At 73.7% G+C, this 19098-nt stretch carries 19 protein-coding genes and 1 pseudogene; 16 read left to right on the top strand and 4 right to left on the bottom strand.

Annotated features, from left to right (window positions below):
- The first annotated feature begins 37 nt into the window (after nt 1–37).
- From ACFPBZ_RS26790 to era, 5 genes are read left to right on the top strand one after another with little or no spacing between them, the layout of a single operon-like run.
- Nucleotides 38–1105, top strand: coding sequence for a PhoH family protein (locus ACFPBZ_RS26790; RefSeq protein ID WP_378039179.1), 1068 nt, complete (start codon nt 38–40; stop codon nt 1103–1105).
- Complete coding sequence (gene ybeY / locus ACFPBZ_RS26785) at nt 1102–1665, top strand: rRNA maturation RNase YbeY (protein ID WP_378039168.1); 564 nt, start codon at nt 1102–1104, stop codon at nt 1663–1665. Before ACFPBZ_RS26790 ends, ybeY begins: the two co-directional genes overlap by 4 nt.
- Nucleotides 1662–3104, top strand: a complete 1443-nt coding sequence (locus tag ACFPBZ_RS26780) for a hemolysin family protein (RefSeq protein ID WP_378039167.1) — start codon at nt 1662–1664, stop codon at nt 3102–3104. The genes ybeY and ACFPBZ_RS26780 overlap by 4 nt, the downstream gene beginning before the upstream one ends.
- Nucleotides 3097–4380 carry an L-2-hydroxyglutarate oxidase gene (gene lhgO, locus ACFPBZ_RS26775; protein ID WP_378039166.1) on the top strand — a complete coding sequence of 428 codons (1284 nt, stop codon included), beginning with the start codon at nt 3097–3099 and terminating at the stop codon, nt 4378–4380. The genes ACFPBZ_RS26780 and lhgO overlap by 8 nt, the downstream gene beginning before the upstream one ends.
- Entirely contained in the window at nt 4377–5276 is a 900-nt protein-coding gene (gene era / locus ACFPBZ_RS26770) for a GTPase Era (RefSeq protein ID WP_378039165.1), read from the top strand. The genes lhgO and era overlap by 4 nt, the downstream gene beginning before the upstream one ends.
- A 69-nt stretch (nt 5277–5345) precedes the next feature.
- Here the strand turns inward: era and ACFPBZ_RS26765 are convergent, their stop codons facing one another.
- A complete protein-coding gene (locus ACFPBZ_RS26765; RefSeq protein WP_378039164.1) occupies nt 5346–5675 on the bottom strand; it encodes a DUF4190 domain-containing protein in 330 nt (109 codons plus the stop codon).
- Between the two features lie 120 nt (nt 5676–5795).
- Here ACFPBZ_RS26765 and recO point away from each other — a divergent pair, with 120 nt between their 5' ends.
- The 4 genes from recO to ACFPBZ_RS26745 all read left to right on the top strand — a co-directional run bounded on the left by recO (nt 5796) and on the right by ACFPBZ_RS26745 (nt 9947).
- Nucleotides 5796–6638 carry a DNA repair protein RecO gene (gene recO, locus ACFPBZ_RS26760; RefSeq protein WP_378039163.1) on the top strand — a complete coding sequence of 281 codons (843 nt, stop codon included), beginning with the start codon at nt 5796–5798 and terminating at the stop codon, nt 6636–6638.
- Between the two features lie 77 nt (nt 6639–6715).
- Nucleotides 6716–7525: an isoprenyl transferase gene (locus ACFPBZ_RS26755; protein ID WP_378039178.1), complete on the top strand. Its 810-nt coding sequence runs from the start codon at nt 6716–6718 to the stop codon at nt 7523–7525.
- A complete protein-coding gene (locus ACFPBZ_RS26750) occupies nt 7522–7932 on the top strand; it encodes a hypothetical protein (RefSeq protein ID WP_378039162.1) in 411 nt (136 codons plus the stop codon). Before ACFPBZ_RS26755 ends, ACFPBZ_RS26750 begins: the two co-directional genes overlap by 4 nt.
- A 128-nt stretch (nt 7933–8060) precedes the next feature.
- The gene (locus ACFPBZ_RS26745; RefSeq protein WP_378039161.1) at nt 8061–9947 is read left to right on the top strand and encodes a BCCT family transporter; all 1887 of its coding nucleotides are present in this window, start codon (nt 8061–8063) and stop codon (nt 9945–9947) included.
- Nucleotides 9948–10103: 156 nt separating this feature from the next.
- Here ACFPBZ_RS26745 and ACFPBZ_RS26740 read toward each other — a convergent pair whose 3' ends face one another.
- Genes ACFPBZ_RS26740 through ACFPBZ_RS26730 form a run of 3 tightly spaced genes read right to left on the bottom strand, consistent with a single transcriptional unit; the run spans nt 10104 to nt 11196 of the window.
- Entirely contained in the window at nt 10104–10514 is a 411-nt protein-coding gene (locus ACFPBZ_RS26740; protein ID WP_378039160.1) for a Fur family transcriptional regulator, read from the bottom strand.
- Entirely contained in the window at nt 10511–10873 is a 363-nt protein-coding gene (locus ACFPBZ_RS26735; RefSeq protein WP_378039159.1) for an ArsR/SmtB family transcription factor, read from the bottom strand. Before ACFPBZ_RS26735 ends, ACFPBZ_RS26740 begins: the two co-directional genes overlap by 4 nt.
- Nucleotides 10870–11196: a DUF6703 family protein gene (locus tag ACFPBZ_RS26730; protein WP_378039158.1), complete on the bottom strand. Its 327-nt coding sequence runs from the start codon at nt 11194–11196 to the stop codon at nt 10870–10872. Before ACFPBZ_RS26730 ends, ACFPBZ_RS26735 begins: the two co-directional genes overlap by 4 nt.
- A gap of 228 nt (nt 11197–11424) precedes the next feature.
- On the opposite strand from ACFPBZ_RS26730, the gene ACFPBZ_RS26725 reads away from it, so the two are divergent.
- From ACFPBZ_RS26725 to ACFPBZ_RS26695, 7 genes and pseudogenes are all read left to right on the top strand, one after another.
- The gene (locus tag ACFPBZ_RS26725; RefSeq protein ID WP_378039157.1) at nt 11425–11748 is read left to right on the top strand and encodes an antibiotic biosynthesis monooxygenase family protein; all 324 of its coding nucleotides are present in this window, start codon (nt 11425–11427) and stop codon (nt 11746–11748) included.
- 87 nt (nt 11749–11835) lie between these two features.
- Complete coding sequence (locus ACFPBZ_RS26720) at nt 11836–13263, top strand: glycine--tRNA ligase (RefSeq protein ID WP_378039156.1); 1428 nt, start codon at nt 11836–11838, stop codon at nt 13261–13263.
- Nucleotides 13260–14285: an XdhC family protein gene (locus tag ACFPBZ_RS26715; RefSeq protein ID WP_378039155.1), complete on the top strand. Its 1026-nt coding sequence runs from the start codon at nt 13260–13262 to the stop codon at nt 14283–14285. The genes ACFPBZ_RS26720 and ACFPBZ_RS26715 overlap by 4 nt, the downstream gene beginning before the upstream one ends.
- Nucleotides 14282–14938, top strand: a complete 657-nt coding sequence (locus ACFPBZ_RS26710; protein WP_378039154.1) for a YdcF family protein — start codon at nt 14282–14284, stop codon at nt 14936–14938. Before ACFPBZ_RS26715 ends, ACFPBZ_RS26710 begins: the two co-directional genes overlap by 4 nt.
- Nucleotides 14935–16152, top strand: coding sequence for a deoxyguanosinetriphosphate triphosphohydrolase (locus ACFPBZ_RS26705; RefSeq protein WP_378039153.1), 1218 nt, complete (start codon nt 14935–14937; stop codon nt 16150–16152). The genes ACFPBZ_RS26710 and ACFPBZ_RS26705 overlap by 4 nt, the downstream gene beginning before the upstream one ends.
- Before the next feature lie 17 nt (nt 16153–16169).
- On the top strand, nt 16170–18071 hold the full coding sequence (locus ACFPBZ_RS26700) for an arabinofuranosyltransferase AftB family protein (protein WP_378039152.1): 1902 nt from the start codon (nt 16170–16172) through the stop codon (nt 18069–18071).
- 363 nt (nt 18072–18434) lie between these two features.
- A pseudogene (locus ACFPBZ_RS26695) lies at nt 18435–19098 on the top strand (hypothetical protein); the annotation flags it as partial.

Below are 19098 nucleotides of genomic sequence, written 5' to 3'. Positions count from 1 at the left end.
ACTGACGCCTGCCTGCATCACCGCACGGGGAGCACCCATCCTGAGTCCCACGTCCACCGACTCGTCCGGCGAGTCGCGCATCATCGTCCCCGAGTCCGCGTTGCTCGCCCTGCTGGGCAAGCGCGACGAGAACCTGCGTGAGGCCGAGAACCTCCTCGATGCCGACGTCCACGTGCGCGGCAACGAGCTCACGCTCACCGGCAGCCCGGCCGACGTGGCCTTCGCGGAGCGGGTGTTCGCCGAGCTCGTGGTGCTCGCCAGCCGCGGCCAGCAGATCGACCCCGACGCCGTCCGGCGCGCCGTCCGCATGCTGTCCGAGGACGGGGCCGAGAGCGCGTCGCCGGCCGAGGTGCTGAGCCTCGACATCCTCTCCCGGCGCGGGCGCACCATCCGGCCCAAGACGCTGAACCAGAAGCGCTACGTCGACGCGATCGACGTCAACACGATCGTCTTCGGGATCGGCCCGGCCGGCACCGGCAAGACCTACCTCGCCATGGCGAAGGCGGTCCAGGCGCTCCAGGCCAAGCAGATCACGCGCATCATCCTGACGAGGCCCGCGGTCGAGGCCGGCGAGCGGCTCGGCTTCCTGCCCGGCACGCTGTCGGAGAAGATCGACCCCTACCTGCGCCCGCTCTACGACGCGCTGAACGACATGCTCGACACCGAGACGGTGCCGAAGCTGATCGCCGCCGGGACGATCGAGATCGCGCCCCTGGCCTACATGCGCGGCCGCTCGCTGAACGACGCGTTCATCATCCTCGACGAGGCCCAGAACACCACGCCGGAACAGATGAAGATGTTCCTGACGAGGCTCGGGTTCAACTCGCGGATCGTCGTCACCGGCGACATCACGCAGGTCGACCTGCCCGGCGGCCAGCTCTCCGGCCTGCAGGTGGTGCGCCAGATCCTCGACGGGGTCGACGACGTGTACTTCAGCGAGCTGACCAGCGCCGACGTCGTCCGCCACCGGCTCGTCGCCGAGATCATCGACGCGTACGGCCGGTGGGACGCCGCCCAGGGCAGCGGCCCGAAGGCCGTCCCGCAGCAGCAGGGCCCGCGCAACGGACCGCCGCCGAACCGGCGCGAACGGCGGAGGCCGCAGTGAGCATCGAGATCGCGAACGAGTCGGGCGTCGACGTCGACGAGGCACCCATCGTCGACGTCGCCCGCTACTCGCTCGACCGGATGGGCGTGAGCCCGCTCGCCGAGCTCTCGATCCTCCTCGTCGAGCTCGAGCCGATGGCCGAGCTGCACGAGCGCTGGCTCGAGGAGCCGGGGCCCACCGACGTCATGAGCTTCCCGATGGACGAGCTCGACACCGCGAAGCGCCCCGACGCGCCGCCCTCGGGCCCGAGCCTGCTCGGCGACATCGTCCTGTGCCCGGCCTTCGCCCGCGACCAGGCCGTCACCGCCGGGCACACCCTCGACGACGAGCTGCACCTGCTCACCGTCCACGGTGTGCTGCACCTGCTGGGGTACGACCACGCGGAGCCCGACGAGGAGGCCGAGATGTTCGGCCTGCAGGGCGAGCTGCTGGGGGAGTGGCGCGCCGAGGTCGCCGAGCGGGCCCGCGCCGAGCGCGACCGCCTCACGCGGGAGCGGCAGCGGGCCGCCGACGCGAAGCTGCTCGGCACGGTCGGCCTGGACGAGCAGAGTCCCTCGTGACGTCCGCCCAGATCGGGCAGCTGGTCGCCGCGCTGTTGCTGATCCCGGTGGCGGGCGTCCTCGCGGCCGCCGACGCCGCGATCACGACGATGTCCCCGGCGCGCGTCGAGCAGATCGTGCGGGAGGGGAAGACCGGGGCGCACGCCCTCGCCGCGGTCGTCGCGGACAAGCCGCGGCACCTCAACCTGCTGCTGCTCCTGCGGCTGACCGCCGAGACCGTGTCGACCGTGCTGGGGGCCTACGTCGCCCTGCAGCTCGTGCCCGCGGAGGGCTGGGCGGTGGTGATCGCGGCGGTCGTCGTGATCGTCGTGTCCTACGTGCTCATCGGGGTGGGGCCGCGCACGATCGGCCTGCAGCACCCCTACGGGATCGGGCTCGCCGTGGCGCTCCCGGTCCGCGCCCTCGCCCGGCTGCTCGGCCCCCTGACGTCGCTGCTGATCCTCATCGGCAACGCGATCACCCCGGGCCCCGGCTTCCGCGACGGGCCGTTCAGCCACGAGGTCGAGCTCCGCGAGCTGGTCGACATGGCCGAGGCCCGCGGGCTGGTCGACGACGACGAGCGCTCGATGCTCCAGTCGGTCTTCGAGCTCGACGACACGATCGTGCGCGAGGTGATGGTGCCGCGCACCGAGATGGTGTGGATCGAGCGCGACAAGTCGGTGCGCCAGGCGCTGGCGCTCGCGCTGAAGTCGGGCTACTCGCGCATCCCGGTGATCGGCGACAACGTCGACGACACCGTCGGCGTCGTCTACCTCAAGGACCTCGTCCGCTACACGACGTCCCACCAGAACGACCCGTCGGCCTCGCCCGCCGACCACTCCGGCGCCGTCGCGGAGATCATGCGGCCGGCGGCCTTCGTGCCCGACTCCAAGCAGGCCGACGACCTGCTGCGCGAGATGCAGCGCACCCGCAACCACATGGCCCTCGTCGTCGACGAGTACGGCGGCACCGCGGGCCTGGTGACCATCGAGGACATCCTCGAGGAGATCGTCGGCGAGATCACCGACGAGTACGACACCGCCGAGCACCGCCCGCTCGACCGGCTCGACGACGGCACCCTGCGGGTGTCCGCGCGGCTGCCGATCGAGGACCTGGAGGAGGCCCTCGGCGTCGAGTTCGAGACCGAGGACGTCGAGACGGTCGGCGGCATGCTCGCCCAGCGCCTCGGCCGGGTGCCGCTGCCCGGCGCGGAGGCCGAGGTCGCCGGCCTGCGGCTGCGCGCCGAGGGTGGCGAGGACGCCCGCGGGCGGATGCGGATCGTGTCCGTGCTCGTCTGGGACCCGAACCCCGCCGAGCAGGACGACCACGCCCCCGACAAGAGCCGGCGCGGCGACCACGGGCGCGGCGAGCACGGCTCCGGGGACGAGGCCCTGGTGGGCACGGCCGGAGTACCCGGCGGCGCGTCGCCCGCCCATCGACAGGAGGACCAGCGTGGCTGAGGCGTCCGGATCGCGGGCGGGGGTGCCCGGCCCCACGCCGCGGCACGACGTCGTCGTGGTGGGGGGAGGCATCGTCGGGCTGGCGGTGCTGACCGCCCTGCTCGACGCCGGGCACACGTCGGTGGCGCTGGTCGAGCGCGAGTCGTCGCTCGCCGGGCACCAGACCGGGCGCAACTCCAACGTGATCCACTCGGGCCTCTACTACGCGCCCGGTTCGCTCAAGGCCCGCCTGGCCGTCGCGGGGTGCGCGGAGACCAAGGACTTCTGCGCCGAGCAGGACCTGCCCTACGTCGAGTGCGGCAAGGTCGTCGCCGCGACGTCGGAGGACGAGCTGCCGCGGATGGCGGAGCTCGTGCGCCGGGGCCGGGCCAACGGCGTCGAGGTGCACGAGCTCGACGCGGCCGGGGTCGCCGAGCGCGAGCCCGCGGTCCGCGCGATCGCCGGGCTGTGGGTGCCCTCCACCGGCATCTGCGACTACGAGGCCATCACCCGCCGCCTCGCCGAGCTGGCCGTCGCCCGCGGCGCCGTGCTGCACACCGGCCGGGCCGTGCGCTCCACGCGGCGCCGGCGCACCGACGTCGTCGTGCACACCGACGCCGGCGACCTGCTGGCCGGTCAGGTCGTCGTCTGCGCGGGGCTGCGCTCCGACGAGATCGCCCGCGCCTCGGGGTTCGACCCCGGCGTGCGGATCGTGCCGTTCCGCGGCGAGTACTCCGACCTGCGCGGACCGAAGGCCGACGCGATCCGCGGGCTCGTCTACCCGGTGCCCGACCCGGCGTTCCCGTTCCTCGGGGTGCACGCCACCCGCGGGGTGGACGGGTCGGTGCACGTGGGCCCGAACGCGGTCCTCGCGCTGGCCCGGGAGGGCTACGACTGGCGCACGCTGAAGGTGCGCGAGCTCGCCGGCACCCTCACCGACCCCGGCTTCCTGGCCCTCGCGGGCAAGCAGTGGCGCTACGGGTTCGGCGAGATGCAGCGGTCGCTCTCGAAGAGGGCCATGGCGAAGGCGGTCTCGAAGATGCTCCCGGGCACCACGGCCGACGACCTGTTCCCGCCCCACGACGTCATGCGCCGCGCGGGGGTGCGCGCCCAGGCGGTGCGCCCCGACGGCTCCCTGGTCGACGACTTCCTCTTCGTCGAGGACGGTGAGCCCGGACGAGGGGACCCGACGGTGCTGCACGTGCTGAACGCGCCCTCCCCGGCGGCCACGGCCGCGCTGCCGATCGGCCGGGAGATCGTGTCGCGTCTCGAGGGCAAGCTCGTGGACGCGGCATGACGAACCCCTGGCCCGACAGCTTCCGCTCCGGCTTCGCCTGCTTCGTCGGGCGCCCGAACGTCGGGAAGTCGACGCTCACCAACGCGATCGTCGGGCAGAAGGTGGCGATCACGTCGTCGCGCCCGCAGACCACCCGGCACGCGATCCGCGGCATCGTGCACCGCGAGGACGGGCAGCTCGTGCTCGTCGACACCCCCGGGCTGCACAAGCCGCGCACCCTGCTGGGGGAGCGGCTGAACGACGTCGTCCGCACCACGTGGTCCGAGGTCGACGTGGTCGGGTTCTGCGTGCCGGCCGACCAGGCCGTGGGCCCGGGCGACAAGTTCATCGTCTCCGAGCTCCGCAAGGTCGCCGACCGCACGCCCGTCGTCGGGATCCTGACCAAGACCGACCTCGCGCGTCCCGAGGTGATCGCCGAGCGGCTCATGGAGCTCTCGGCGCTCGCCGACTTCGCCGAGATCGTGCCGGTGTCGGCGGTGTCGGGGAAGCAGGTCGACCTGCTGGCCGACCTGCTCATGGCGCGCATGCCGCCCGGCCCGCCGCTCTACCCCGAGGGCGACCTCACCGACGAGCCCGAGAACACGATGATCGCGGAGTTCATCCGCGAGGCCGCCCTCGAGGGCGTGCGCGACGAGCTGCCGCACTCGCTCGCCGTGGTGGTCGAGGAGCTCGTCGAGGGCCGCACCCTCAAGATCCGGGCCGAGATCTTCGTGGAGCGGTCGTCGCAGAAGGCGATCGTCATCGGGCGGGCCGGGTCACGGCTCAAGGTCGTCGGCACCAACGCCCGCGAGCAGATCGAGAAGATGCTCGGCACCAAGGTGCACCTCGACCTGTTCGTCAAGGTGGCCAAGGACTGGCAGCGCGACCCCCGTCAGCTGCGGAAGCTGGGCTTCTGACGCCGGAGCGAACGGCACTCCCGCTGCTTCTATGTGCGCGAGAGTGCCGCTCGCTCCGACGTGGAGCCCCTAGATCGAGTACGAGAAGCTGCCGCCGCCGGCGATGATGGCCGCCCAGAAGGCGATCCAGCCGAGGCAACCCAGGCCGCCCAGGACGAGCGCGGTGATCGCGAGCGGCTTGCCCTGCTCGCCGGTGCGGGCGATCTGACGCACCGACACCCAGCCGAGGACGACCGCGACCAGCGGGATGAAGAACGCCGAGACCAGCGCGACGATCGACATGACGTTCCAGCCCGGGGCGGCGGGCGCGTACCCCGGCGGGCCGTACCCGGGCTGGACCTGGGGTGAGCCGGCGTAGGGAGCCTGGTAACCGGTGGGCTGCTGCTGCGGGGTGGTCATGGAAGGTCTCCTCCGGGTCGTCGTGACGCAGAGTCACGCTAGTCAGGGCCGGGACCTGTCTCCATAGACCGAACAAGTGACGGACGAACGGTGTCGGGGGGAAGTGCCAGGATGGTCGGTGTGGGCCTCTACCGCGACACCGGCGTGGTGCTGCGGTGTCAGAAGCTGGGCGAGGCCGACCGGATCGTCACGCTGCTGACCCACCACCACGGCAAGGTGCGCGCCACCGCCAAGGGCATCCGGCGCACCACGTCCAAGTTCGGGGCGCGCCTCGAGCCGTTCGGCCACGTCGACCTCCAGCTGCACACCGGGCGCAGCCTCGACATCGTCACCCAGGTCCAGACGCTGGACGCGTTCGGCGGGCAGCTCGTGGCCGACTACCCGCGCTACACCGCGGGCTGCGCGCTGCTCGAGACCGCCGACCGCCTCACCCCCGAGGAGGGCGAGCCGGCCCGGGAGCTGTTCCTGCTGCTCGTCGGAGCCCTGCGGGGTCTCGCGGTCGGGCGGCGCGACCCGCACCTCGTCCTCGACGCCTACCTGCTGCGCGCCATGGTCATCGCCGGGTACGCCCCCGCGATCACCGAGTGCGCCCGGTGCGGCACCGAGCCGGAGGTGCCGCTCGACTCTCCGGACGGCTCGCACGGCTTCCACCGCCGCTTCGCGGTCGGGGCCGGCGGCGCGGTGTGCGACACCTGCCGTCCGGGGGGAGCGGTCGTCCCCTCGTGGTGGACGTGGCGCCTGCTCGAGGCCCTGCGCGACGGCGACTGGGAGGCCGCGGAGCAGAGCCCGCCCGACGCCCGCCGCGACGCCGCGGGCCTCGTCGCCGCCCACCTGCAGTGGCACCTCGAGCGTCAGCTGCGCTCGCTGCCCTTCGTCGACCGGCGCGGGGTGCCCCGGGTCGACCTCGACGAGGGCCTGCCCGAGACCGACCCGCGTGAACCGGCAGAAGGAGTCGCCCCGTGAGCCCGCTGCGCCAGCGCGCCGAACGCAGCCGAGGCCGGTCGGGGGCGGGCCTGCGCGGCCCCGGCGACCCGACGGTCATGGCGCCGCACCCGCACCCCAGCGGCGCCACCGCCCCGCCCATCCCCGCCGACCTGGTGCCGAACCACGTCGCGCTCGTCATGGACGGCAACGGGCGGTGGGCGAACCAGCGGGGCCTGCCGCGCATCGAGGGGCACCGGCACGGCGAGGCGCAGCTGCTCGACGTCGTCCGCGGATGCATCGACGTGGGCGTGAAGTGGATCAGCGCGTACGCGTTCTCCACCGAGAACTGGCGGCGCAGTCCGGAGGAGGTCCGGTTCCTGCTCGGCTTCAACCGCGACGTCATCCGGCGGCGCCGCGACGAGATGCACGCGATGGGCGTCCGGGTGCGCTGGTCGGGGCAGCGGCCGCGGCTGTGGCGCAGCGTCATCAGGGAGCTCGAGGCCGCCGAGGAGATGACGAAGGACAACGACGTCGTCACCCTCACCATGTGCGTCAACTACGGCGGGCGCGCGGAGATCGTCGGGGCCGCCCGCGAGCTCGCCCGGCGCGCCGCCCGGGGCGAGATCGACCCCGAGCGGATCGACGAACGGGCCCTCGCCCGCCACCTCGACGAGCCCGACATGCCCGACGTCGACCTGTTCGTGCGGTCGTCGGGGGAGCAGCGGACCTCGAACTTCCTGCTCTGGCAGTCGGCCTACGCCGAGATGGTCTTCCTCGACACGCTGTTCCCCGACTTCGACCGCCGCCACCTCTGGCAGGCGTGCGAGATCTACGCCTCCCGGGACCGTCGCTACGGTGGCGCCGCCGACCGGGTGGACGGGATCGACCGGGTGGACGGCACCGACGACCCCGAGGAGACCCCGTGAGCCGTGAGGCCGCGACCACCGCGACGCTGCTGATCACCGCCCGCGAGGCGCTCGAGAAGTTCGTCGAGGTGCGGGTCGACGACGACGGGGCGCTCTCCTTCCGCCACGGCGACGTCCCCTGCGCGGTGCAGGGGGTCGAGCTGGTCGAGGGGCTCGCCGTGCTGTCGCTGACCTGCGTCGTCGCCTGGGACCTCGCGGGCGACGACCTGCCGCGCACCGTGGCCGAGCGGGCCGGCCAGGGGCTCTTCGGCACCCTCGGCGTCGTGCACTCCGAGGCCGGCTGGGACGTGACGCTGCGCTACGCGTTCCCGGCCGAGGGGCTCGCGACCGACCCGCTGGGCACCCTGCTCATGCTCGTGGTGTCCACCGCGTCGCAGGTGCGGGCGGAGCTCGTCGGGACCGCATAACACTTTCGCCGCTCCGGCGGTTTCACCCGATTGCCCGGTGAATGTCCGCTTCCTCCCCTAAACTCCTCGCTTGACGTCCAGCCTGGAGAGGAGGACGCCCGCCGAGTCCCTCGGAGGGCGCACCGAACATGACACAGCAGGACGAGGCTCCACCGAAGGCAGCGTCGGGCGGCAGCCCCGAACCCACGGGCCGGGCCGTGCCCATCGACAAGGTCGTCTTCGGCGTCGGCGCCGTCCTGGCCGTCGTGTTCGTGCTCTGGGGCATCTTCAGCACGGAGAGCCTGAGCGCGGTCTCGAGCGGCCTCATCGGCGGCCTGATCCAGGGCGGCGGCTGGCTGTTCATCCTGGCCGCCACCGGTTTCGTGGTGTTCGCGCTCTACCTCGCGTTCTCGAGGTTCGGCCGCATCAAGCTCGGCGCGGAGGACGAGGAACCGGAGTTCCGGACGGTCTCCTGGATCGCCATGATGTTCTCCGCCGGCATGGGCATCGGCCTCATGTTCTACGGCGTGGCCGAGCCGCTGTCGTTCTTCACCAAGCCCCCGCCGGGGTCGGTGGTGAACGGCGACCAGGTCGAGTCGCTGCGCACCGCGATGGCCACCTCGCTGTTCCACTGGACGCTGCACCCGTGGGCGATCTACGCGGTCGTCGGGCTCGCCATCGCCTACTCGACCTTCCGCAAGGGGCGCCGCCAGCTCATCAGCCAGGCGTTCATCCCGCTGATCGGTGAGAAGGCGGCCAACGGCACGCCGGGCCGGGTCATCGACATCATCGCGATCTTCGCGACGGTCTTCGGGTCGGCCGCCTCGCTGGGGCTCGGTGCCCTGCAGATCGGCGGTGGGCTCGACGCCACCGGCTTCCTGCCCGACGCGGGCAACGAGGTGCTCGTCCCGATCATCATCGTGTTGACGGCGGCGTTCATCCTGTCCGCGGTCTCGGGCGTGGCCAAGGGCATCCAGTGGCTGTCGAACATCAACATGGTGCTGGCCGGGGTGCTGGCGCTGTTCGTGTTCGTCGTCGGCCCCACGGTGATCATCCTCGACCTGCTGCCCACGGCGATCGGCGCCTACTTCTCGGAGTTCTTCGAGATGGTGGGCCGCACCGAGGCCACCGGCGGCGCGCCGATGCTCGACTGGCTCTCGTCGTGGACGGTCTTCTACTGGGCCTGGTGGATCTCGTGGACCCCGTTCGTCGGGATGTTCCTGGCGAAGATCAGCCGCGGGCGCACCATCCGCCAGTTCGTCGGCGGCGTGATGCTCGTGCCGAGCCTCGTCTCGCTCCTGTGGTTCGCGATCTTCGGCGGCGCGGCGATCACCCAGCAGCAGCAGGGCCTCAACCCGGCCGCGGCCGACACCGAGACCCAGCTGTTCTCGGTGCTGCAGGCGTACCCGGCGTCGACGTTCACCGGGATCCTGGTGATGGTCCTCGTCGCGATCTTCTTCGTCTCCGGCGCCGACGCGGCGTCGATCGTCACCGGCACGCTCTCGCAGCGCGGCACCGACGAGCCGAAGAAGTGGGTCGTCATCTTCTGGGGCGCCACCATGGGCCTCGTCGCGATGGTGATGCTGCTCGTCGGCGGGCAGGACGCGCTGTCGGGCCTGCAGAACCTGACGATCCTCGTCGCGGCGCCGTTCGTGATCATCATGGTGCTGCTGTGCATCGCCCTGATGCGCGACCTCAACCACGACCCCGTGGTGCTCCGCGAGCTCAAGGGCACCGAGGTCATCGAGCAGGCGATCGACTACGGCACCGACAAGCACGGGGACGACTTCTACCTTCACGTGCAGTCGTTCCCGGCCGACGCCGACGGGCCGTGGCGCACCACCAACGACGAGGAGGAGCGCGTCACCTACGCCGACGTGCGCCGCAACGCCGACCCGTTCCGCGAGAACACCGGGGAGGTCCCGGCCGACGCGCCGGGCCGCGCCGACGGCGACGGGATCGATGACACCCTGCAGGCCGGCCCGGCAGGTGCGGGCCGGGAGCCGGCGGGCCGCCCCGCGGCCGACCGGGAGTAGAGCGCACGCCGGACCGGACGAACGGCCCGTTCGTCACCGAAGAAGGTGACGAACGGGCCGCTCGTGTGTTCAGGCCCGGCAGCCCGGGGAGCGAACGGCACTCTCGCGCACATAGAAGCAGCGAGAGTGCCGTTCGCTCCGGGCGGCGGGGCCCGATCAGGCCCGGCAGCCCGAGCAGATACCGAGGATCTCCACGGTGTGGTCGATCTGGGCGAAGCCGTGCTCGGCGGCGACCTTCTCGGCCCAGTGCTCCACCGCGGGGCCCTCCACCTCGACGGTGCGCCCGCAGGTGCGGCACACCAGGTGGTGGTGGTGGGTGTCGGAGCAGCGTCGGTACGAGGCCTCGCCGGCCGTGGTGCGCAGCACGTCGATCTCGCCGGCGTCGGCCAGTGCCTGCAGCGTGCGGTACACCGTCGTCAGCCCGATGCCCTCGCCGCGACGACGCAGCTCCTCGTGGATGTCCTGGGCCGAGCGGAAGTCGTCGAGCTGGTCGAGCAGGTCCCCGATCGCGGCGCGCTGGCGGGTCGACCGCTGTCCGGGGACGACGGTCGGGCGCGGCTCGGTCACGGGTCCTCCTGCACGTGCTCGACGGCGTCGACGACGATGTGGGCGAGATGGTCGTCGACCAATCGGTACACCACCTCACGGCCCCGCCGCTCGCCGCGCACCACGCCCGCCCCCTTGAGGACCCGCAGGTGCTGGCTGATCAACGGCTGGGTGACGCCGAGGGTGTCGACGAGTTCGTGGACGCAGCGCGGCGAGCTGCGCAGCTCGAGCACCACGGCGATGCGCACCGGCGCGGCCAGGGCCCGCAGGAGCTCGCCGGCGGCGTCGAGGGTCTCGTGCTCCGGGAGGGGCGTGGCCGGCGCGACGAGGTCGTGGACGCCGACATCGGTGGGGTCGAGGCCGGTGGCGTCGGCGGTCATCGCAGCGCCACCGCCAGCGTGACCCCGACGAGCACCACGAGGATGAGCGCCCGGGCGACCCGCTCGGGCGGGCTCATCCGCGGCCAGGTGGTGGCCAGCAGTACCGCCACCCCGACGGCGAGGAGCCCCAGGAGCAGCGCCCCGACGGGCCCGCCGATCAGGACCCCGGCGGCGAACACCACGACGACCGCGAGGAACGCCAGGACCGGCGACTTCCCGGCCAGCGGGCCGCGTCCCGGCAGCAGCGGCCGGCGCAGGTCGCCCCGCCGTCCGCGTCGACCCGACGTGGCCGCCCGCCCGGGCTCGCCACTGGGTGTCGACACCTGGCCCACCACCTCTCCGCCCGCCACCACCGTCGTCCACCAGTGTCCCACTTCCCGCCCGTACCGACACCGGGTGTCGATAAGCCCGTCGGGTGGGCGCTCACGGCGGTGGCGGGAGCCCTCAGTGCCCACTGGGCGGCGGGGCCCTCGTCGAGTGGGCGTCCAGGGCGGCCGGGGGAGCCGTCAGCGCCCACTCGGCGCCGGCGGGGACGCCGTACCGTCCGGGGCGTGCTGCTGATCTGCCGTTTCACCGAGCCCGACGACCCCGGGTTCCTCGACCGGGCCCGCCGGGCGGTCGGCCTCCTGGCGGCGCAGCCGGGGTGCGAGCGGGTGGAGTTCGCCCGGGCGGTCGAGGTGCCGGGGGAGTGGGTGCTGGTGGCGGTGTTCGAGTCGCTGACCGCCTACCGCCGCGCGCTGAGCCCGTTCGAGGTGCGCGAGCACGTGGTCCCGTTCCTCTCGGCGGCCCGCACGCAGGACCAGGCCACCTTCGAGCGGCGCTTCACCGGCGGTCCCGACGACGCCTGGGTCGAGCACGCGAGCATCCTCGGCTGACGGGGTCGGAGGCCACCGACCCGCAACGGGGACCGGACCCGCTCGCTACCCTGGGTAGGCCGTCCAGCAGCCCCAGGAGAGTCCGAAGTGCCCACCCCCACCGGCAGCTCGCGCATCGAGACCGTGGTGAACCTGTGCAAGCGCCGCGGGTTCGTCTTCCCGTCGGGAGAGATCTACGGCGGTACGCGTTCGGCCTGGGACTACGGGCCGCTCGGCGTCGAGCTCAAGGAGAACGTCAAGCGGCAGTGGTGGCGCCACATGGTCACCGGCCGCGACGACGTCGTCGGCCTCGACTCGAGCGTGATCCTGCCGCGCCAGGTCTGGGTCGCGAGCGGCCACGTCGACGTGTTCACCGACCCGCTGGTCGAGTGCACGCACTGCCACCGCCGCTTCCGCGCCGACCAGCTCGCGGAGGACTTCGCCGAGCGCACCGGCGGGCCGTCGCTCGAGTCGACCGACGCCGAGGGCCACACGGTCTTCGACCTGTCGAACGTCCCGTGCCCCAACTGCGGCACCCGCGGCCAGTACACGCCGCCGCGCGAGTTCAACATGATGCTCAAGACCCACCTCGGCCCGGTGGAGTCCGAGGAGGGTCTGCACTACCTGCGGCCCGAGACCGCGCAGGGCATCTTCGTGAACTTCGCCAACGTGATGTCCGCGGCGCGCAAGAAGCCGCCGTTCGGCATCGGCCAGATGGGCAAGAGCTTCCGCAACGAGATCACGCCCGGCAACTTCATCTTCCGCACGCGCGAGTTCGAGCAGATGGAGATGGAGTTCTTCGTCGAGCCCGGCTCCGACGAGCAGTGGCACCAGTACTGGATCGACGAGCGGACCCGTTGGTACACCGACCTGGGCATCTCGGCCGACAACCTGCGCCACTACGAGCACCCGAAGGAGAAGCTCTCCCACTACTCGAAGCGCACCGTCGACATCGAGTACCGCTTCGACTTCAACGCCGGGCAGCAGTGGGGCGAGCTCGAGGGCATCGCGAACCGCACCGACTTCGACCTCACCACGCACTCGAACCACAGCGGCGTCGACCTGAGCTACTACGACCAGGCGACCGACTCCCGCTACCGGCCCTACGTCATCGAGCCCGCGGCCGGGGTGGGCCGCTCGATGATGACGTTCCTGCTCGACGCCTACACCGAGGACGAGGCGCCGAACGCCAAGGGCGGGGTCGACAAGCGCACGGTGCTCAAGCTCGATCCGCGCCTGGCCCCGGTGAAGGCCGCGGTGCTGCCGCTGAGCCGCAACGCCGACCTCTCGCCGGTCGCCCGCGACCTCGCGGCCCGGCTGCGGCGGAACTGGAACGTCGACTTCGACGACGCCGGCGCGATCGGCCGCCGGTACCGCCGCCAGGACGAGATCGGCACGCCGTTCTGCGTGACGGTCGACTTCGACTCGCTGAACGACCAGGCCGCGACGGTGCGCCACCGAGACGAGATGACCCAGGAGCGGGTGGGCCTCGACCAGCTCGAGGGCTACCTCGCCGCCCGCCTGATCGGCGCGTGACCGCCGTGAGCCGGCTGAGCGAGATCCTCGGCGGGGGCGACGACCCGACCGCGCCCGTCAGCGTGGTCCGGGTCCTGGCCCGGCACGGGTTCGGCGTCGTCGAGCCCGGGCAGCTGCTCGCGGCGCGGGGGACGCTCGACGGCCAGATCGTGGTCGGCGGCGACCTCCTGCGCGGCGCGCTCGACGTCACCGCGGGCGACCTGGCCCGCACCGCGCTGACCGTCCCGGAGACCCTCGAGGCCCACGTCGGCGAGGACGACGCCGTGGCCGCCGGGCTGGCCTGCGCGGGCGGCGCGACGCTGCTCGCCCACCCCCTCGACGGCGGGCCCGCCCACGCGCTGGCCGAGGCCTTCGCGGCCGGGACCCCGGCGGCGCTCGTGTCGACCGTCGACGGCCGGGCGGCCCTCGCGGTCGTCGGGAACGACCTGGAGACCGTGCACGGCTCCCTCGGCGGTGACGGGGCGGGGCTCGACGAGGCCGCCCTCGGCCATGTGCGCGGCCTCCTGCGCCGCGGGGCCACGGCCACGGAGCGGGTCGAGCTGGCCGGCACCGAGGTGCTCGTCGACCTCTGGGTGCCCGTGCCCTCGCTGCTCGTCGTGGGGGCGGGGGCGCTCGGGGAGGCCCTGGCCGCGCAGGCGGAGGTCCTGGGCTGGGGCTACCGGACGACGACGACCGTCGCGGAGACCACCGCCGCGGTCGGAGCGTTCACCGATGCCGACGTGCTGGTGCTCCTCGACCACGACCCGGCCTTCGACGAGGCGCTGCTCGCCGGCCTGGGCCACGGGCGCGGGTTCCTCGGCGCGCTCGGGTCGCGGCGCACCCAGGCCGCGCGGCGCGAGCGCCTGCTGGCCGCCGGCGTCACCGAGGACGGCCTGACCGCGATCCACGGCCCCGTGGGACTCGACCTGGGGGCACGCACCCCGGCCGAGACCGCGGTGTCGGTCGTCGCCGAGGTCCTCGCCGTCCGCTCCGGGCGCGACCCCGACGCGCTGTCCGCGAAGCGCGGGCAGATCGGCGCGTGAGCGCCCCGGGAGTGCGCTCGCGACCCCGGGCCGCGCTGACCTGGGCGCCGCGGGTGGTGGTCGGCGCGGTCGTGATCGCGCTCCTGCTCGTCGGCGGCACGGCCTTCCGGGTGTGGCAGCTCGGCCGGACCGACGAGCGCACGCCGACCGACATGATCCTCGTCCTGGGCGCCGCGCAGTACGACGGACGCCCCTCCCCGGTGCTCGAGGCGCGGCTGGAGCACGCCCTCTCGCTCTACCAGGAGGGGGTCGCGCCGCGCATCGTCACCGTGGGCGGCGCCGCGAAGGGCGACCAGTTCTCCGAGGCCGAGAGCGGCGACCGCTGGCTCACCGAGCACGGGGTGCCGAACCGCGACGTGCTGCCGATCGACGAGGGCAGCGACACGCTCGGGAGCTTCGCGGCGGTGGGGACGGTGGCCGCGCAGCGCGGCTGGACCTCCGCGGTGATCGTGTCCGACCCGTGGCACTCGCTGCGCTCGCGCACGATGGCCCGCGACGTCGGGCTGGACGCCACGACGAGCCCCGCGAAGGGCGGGCCGGTCTCGCAGACCCGCCGGACGCAGTTCTTCTACATCGTCCGCGAGACCGCGGGGCTCATCTACTACCACCTCGCGCACGCGTCGTCGGACTTCTCCGATCCCGGCCTGCAGTGACCGACCCTCGTCGGGAACGCCTCCTGCCCGAACCGCCCAAGGGCGGGCGCGACCGGCGCTCGCCGTTCGCCCGCGACCGCGGGCGGGTGCTGCACTCGGCCGCGCTGCGCCGCCTGGCGGGCAAGACGCAGGTGGTGGGGCCGGGGGAGGACGCCGAGGTCACCGGCGTGCCGCGGACGCGGCTGACGCACTCGCTGGAGGTCGCGCAGATCGGGCGCGGGATGGCCGAGGAGCTGGGGCTCGACCCCGACGTCGTCGACACCGCGGGCCTCGCGCACGACATCGGGCACCCGCCCTTCGGGCACAACGGCGAGCGGGCGCTCGACGCGGTCGCGGCCGACGCGGGCGGGTTCGAGGGCAACGCGCAGACCCTGCGGCTGCTGACCCGGCTGGAGCCGAAGAACGACGACGCGGGTCCCAGCTCCGGGCTCAACCTCACCCGCGCCACCCTCGACGCCTGCATCAAGTACCCCTTCCCGCGCCGCGAGGGGCAGCGCAAGTTCGGGGTGTACGCCGACGACGCCGAGGTGTTCGCCTGGATCCGCGACCCGCTCGACGAGCGACCCTGTGTCGAGGCGCAGGTGATGGACTGGGCCGACGACGTCGCCTACTCCGTGCACGACGTGGAGGACGCCGTCGTCGCGGGGCGGATCGACGGCGAGTGGCTCGCGACCCCCGACACCGGGCTGATCACCCTGGCCGCCGACGCGTTCGGCGCCGACCCCGACGACCTCGCCCGCGCCGCGGAGCGCCTCGCGGCCTACCCGCCGCTGCTCGCGGTCGCGCGGCTGACCGAGTCGCGCACGCTCGCCGCGCAGATCGCGCTCAAGCGCCTGACCAGCGAGCTCGTCGGGCGGTTCGTGGCGGCGGCGGTCGAGGAGACCCTGGCCGCGGTGGGCCGGGAGGAGCTGGAGCCCGACGACGACCTCGTCGTGCCCCCCGGCGCCCGTGCCGAGGTGACGCTGCTCAAGGCAGCGGCGGTGCGCTGGGTGATGTCCGACCCGGCGCGCCTCGCCGCGCAGGCCGAGCAGCGCGGTCTGCTCGCCGACCTGGTCGGGCGACTGTGCGACGGCGCGCCGGACGCGCTCGACCCCGCCTTCCGTCCGGCGTGGGACGCTGCAGGGGACGGCCCGGGGCGGTTGCGGGTGGTCGTGGACCAGGTCGCGGTGCTCACCGACGCCCAGGCCCGGTCCTGGGCGTCCCGGTACCGGTGAGCGACACAGGAGGCGTGATGGGCGAGACGACGTCGGTCGCGCCGTCCCCGCCCCGGTCCCGCGCGGTCGAGCTGACCGGGGACCTCGCCCGCCGGGCGCGCCGCCGCCCCGTCACGGTCACCGCGGTGCTGCTCACCGTCACCGTCCTGGTCTACGGCCTGCTGGTCTGGCAGCGCCGCTGGATCTCCGACGACGGCCTGATCTTCCTGCGCACCGTCCGCCAGATCCTCGACGGCCAGGGGCCGGTGTTCAACGTCGGCGAGCGGGTGGAGGCGAACACCTCCACGCTCTGGACCGTCGTGCTGCTCGGGCTCTCCCTGCTGCCGGTCCGGCCCGAGCTCGCCGCCGTCGGCTGCGGGTTCGTGCTCTCCCTGGCCGCGCTCGGGTTCGCCCTCGACGCCGCCCGCCGCTTCACCGGCCTGGGCCGGGTGGTGGTGCCCGCCGGCGGCCTCGTCGTGCTCGCGATGCCGCCCTTCTGGGACTTCGGCACGTCGGGGCTGGAGACCGGCCTGTCGTTCTTCTGGCTCGCGTTCACCTTCTGGCTGCTGGTGCGCCGCTCCCAGCGGGAGCCGCGCCTGTTCGTCGTGCAGGGTTCCCGACGACGGCCCGGGTCGGCCTGGCCGACCGCGCTCCTCCTGGGGCTCGGGCCGCTCGTCCGGCCCGACCTCGCCGTGCCCGCGGCGGCCGCCGGCCTCGCGCTCGCCGTGCTGGAGCAGCCCCGCGACCGCCGGGGCTGGGCCCGCGTGGTGGGGCTCGGGGTGCTGTGCGCCGCACCGGCGGCGGCCTACGAGGTGTTCCGCGCCGGCTACTACGGCCTGCTCGTCCCCTCCACGGCCCTCGCGAAGGAGGCGGGGGTCGCCCGGTGGGGGCGCGGCTACTCCTACCTGCGCGACACCGTGGCGACCTACTGGCTGCTCGTCCCCGCGTTCCTGCTCACCGTCGCGGCGCTCGTCGTGCTCGCCCAGCGGGTCGCGCGCTCGGACTGGTGGGCCCGCCGGTCGGGTGCCGAGACGGCCACTCCCGAGGCCCCGGCCGACGTGCGCCGCACCCGGGCCTGGGACCGGGCCGCGACGGTGGCGGTCGCGCTCGCCCCCGTGCTCGGCGGGCTCGGGATGCTGCTCTACGTGGTGCGGGTGGGCGGCGACTTCATGCACGCCCGGATGCTCCTGCCGGCCATCTTCTGCGTGCTCCTGCCCGTGATGGCGCTCCCGGTGCGGCGTCATACCGCGGTGCCGCTGCTCGCCCTGCTGCTGTGGGCGGGCGTGATCGGGGTGAACGCGCGGACGAACTACCACGGCATCTCGGCCTCGGGGATCGCCGACGAGCGCGACTTCTACATCCAGCTCCTGGGGGAGCCGCACCCGGTCACCGCCGACGACTACCGCACGCACCCCTACGTCGCCGGCGGCGCGGCCCTGATCGCGCAGAGCCCGCGGCCGGTCCTCGCGGTCCTCGCCCCGGGCCGGGGCCCGGCCGGGCCGGAGTGGGACCCGGTGCCCCTGGCGCCCGGCAGGCCGTCGGGGCTGGTCTTCCTCAACCTCGGGGCCGCCGGGGCGCTCACGCCGCTCGACGTCCGGGTCACCGACACCGTCGGGCTCGTGGACCCGCTGGCGGCCCACACGACGATCGTCCCCGACGGCCGCACGGGCCACGACAAGAACCTCCCCGCGGCCTGGTCGGTGGCGGCCGGCGGCGGGACGGGCGTCGACAGCCGGGCGGTCCGGCCCGACGACGTCGCGGCCGCCGCCCGTGCCCTCGAGTGCCCGGCGATCGCCGAGCTCCGGGCGTCGGTGTCCGCGCCGATGACGTGGGAACGGTTCCGCGACAACCTGCTGGGCGCGCCCGCCCGGACCGAGCTCCGCTTCCCCCGCGACCCGGTGCTCGCCGAGATCGCGTGCCCGGGTCGACCACCCGCCTGACGCGACGCGATTGCGCAACACAGGCCACTGGTCCGATCCGGTGGACCTGATGATTCGCTTCCGGACGATTTCCGGGGTCGGCGGGCGGTCGTGGTCGTCCGGTTCGCCCGGATGCACCGCTGACGCTGGTCCGATCAGTCCTGTGTCTACGCCCGGTTGAGTCGTCGATGTTCCCTCGACCGCCGCACTTCTTCCACCATCCGGCAGCGCCGGACCGGCGTGTCGCGCGTGGCGCGGGACGAGGGACGGTCCGTCATCTCTGCGGTCGCGGACGAGGTCCGTTGGGCCGTTCGGCGTCGTTGCCCCTCACCGACGGCGAACCTACGGTGCGTCGGTCCAGTCATCGGTGGGAACGGGGATCGCGTGGTCGCACTCGGATGGGGCGGGCCCCCGACCGACGTGACGAGGGACCTCCCCGGTCCTCTCTCGGCGCTGTTCGACCTCCCCGGCGCCCGCTACCTGCTCGTCGTCGAGGAGTCCGGCGACGGCGACCGGGTCCGCGCGGAGCTCGGTGGTGCGCCCGACGCCGACCTCGCGGTCCTCGACTGGGCCCGCCGGCTCGCGTCGATCTCGCAGGAGCGGGGGCGGGTGTTCTCCGACGTCGTCCTGACGACGGAGGTCGCCTTCCACCTCGCCCGGCCGCTCTCGGGGAACCGCTGGGTGGTGCTGCGCCTCGACCGCGAGGAGGGCAACCTCGCGCTCGCCCGCCGCGCCCTCGCCGGGGCGGCCGCTCCCGAGCGGCCCGCGCCGGCCCGCCCCGCCCTGGACCGAGCCGTGTCCGACCGGCCTGCGCTCGACCGTGCCGTCCCGGACCGGCCCGCCCCCGACCGCTCCGGTTTGCGGCGCCTGCCCAGTGCGGGTCCGAGTGCGCCGGGCCCGAACGGCCGCACGACGGGCGCCCGCCCGATGCCCGGTGCCCACCCGACGCCCGCCGGCCGCCCGATGCCGCCGGACCGCCTCGGGGCCCCGGGCCGACCCGCGGACCGGCGACCCGCCGCCCTGGACCGGCCCGCTGGTCAGGACCGGC

Source organism: Actinomycetospora atypica, from assembly GCF_042653685.1.
In the GTDB taxonomy this organism is placed as follows: Bacteria; Actinomycetota; Actinomycetes; order Mycobacteriales; family Pseudonocardiaceae; genus Actinomycetospora; species Actinomycetospora atypica.
The sequence above is the reverse complement of the archived record's forward strand: the minus strand, read 5'-3'. Positions and strand labels throughout refer to the sequence as shown.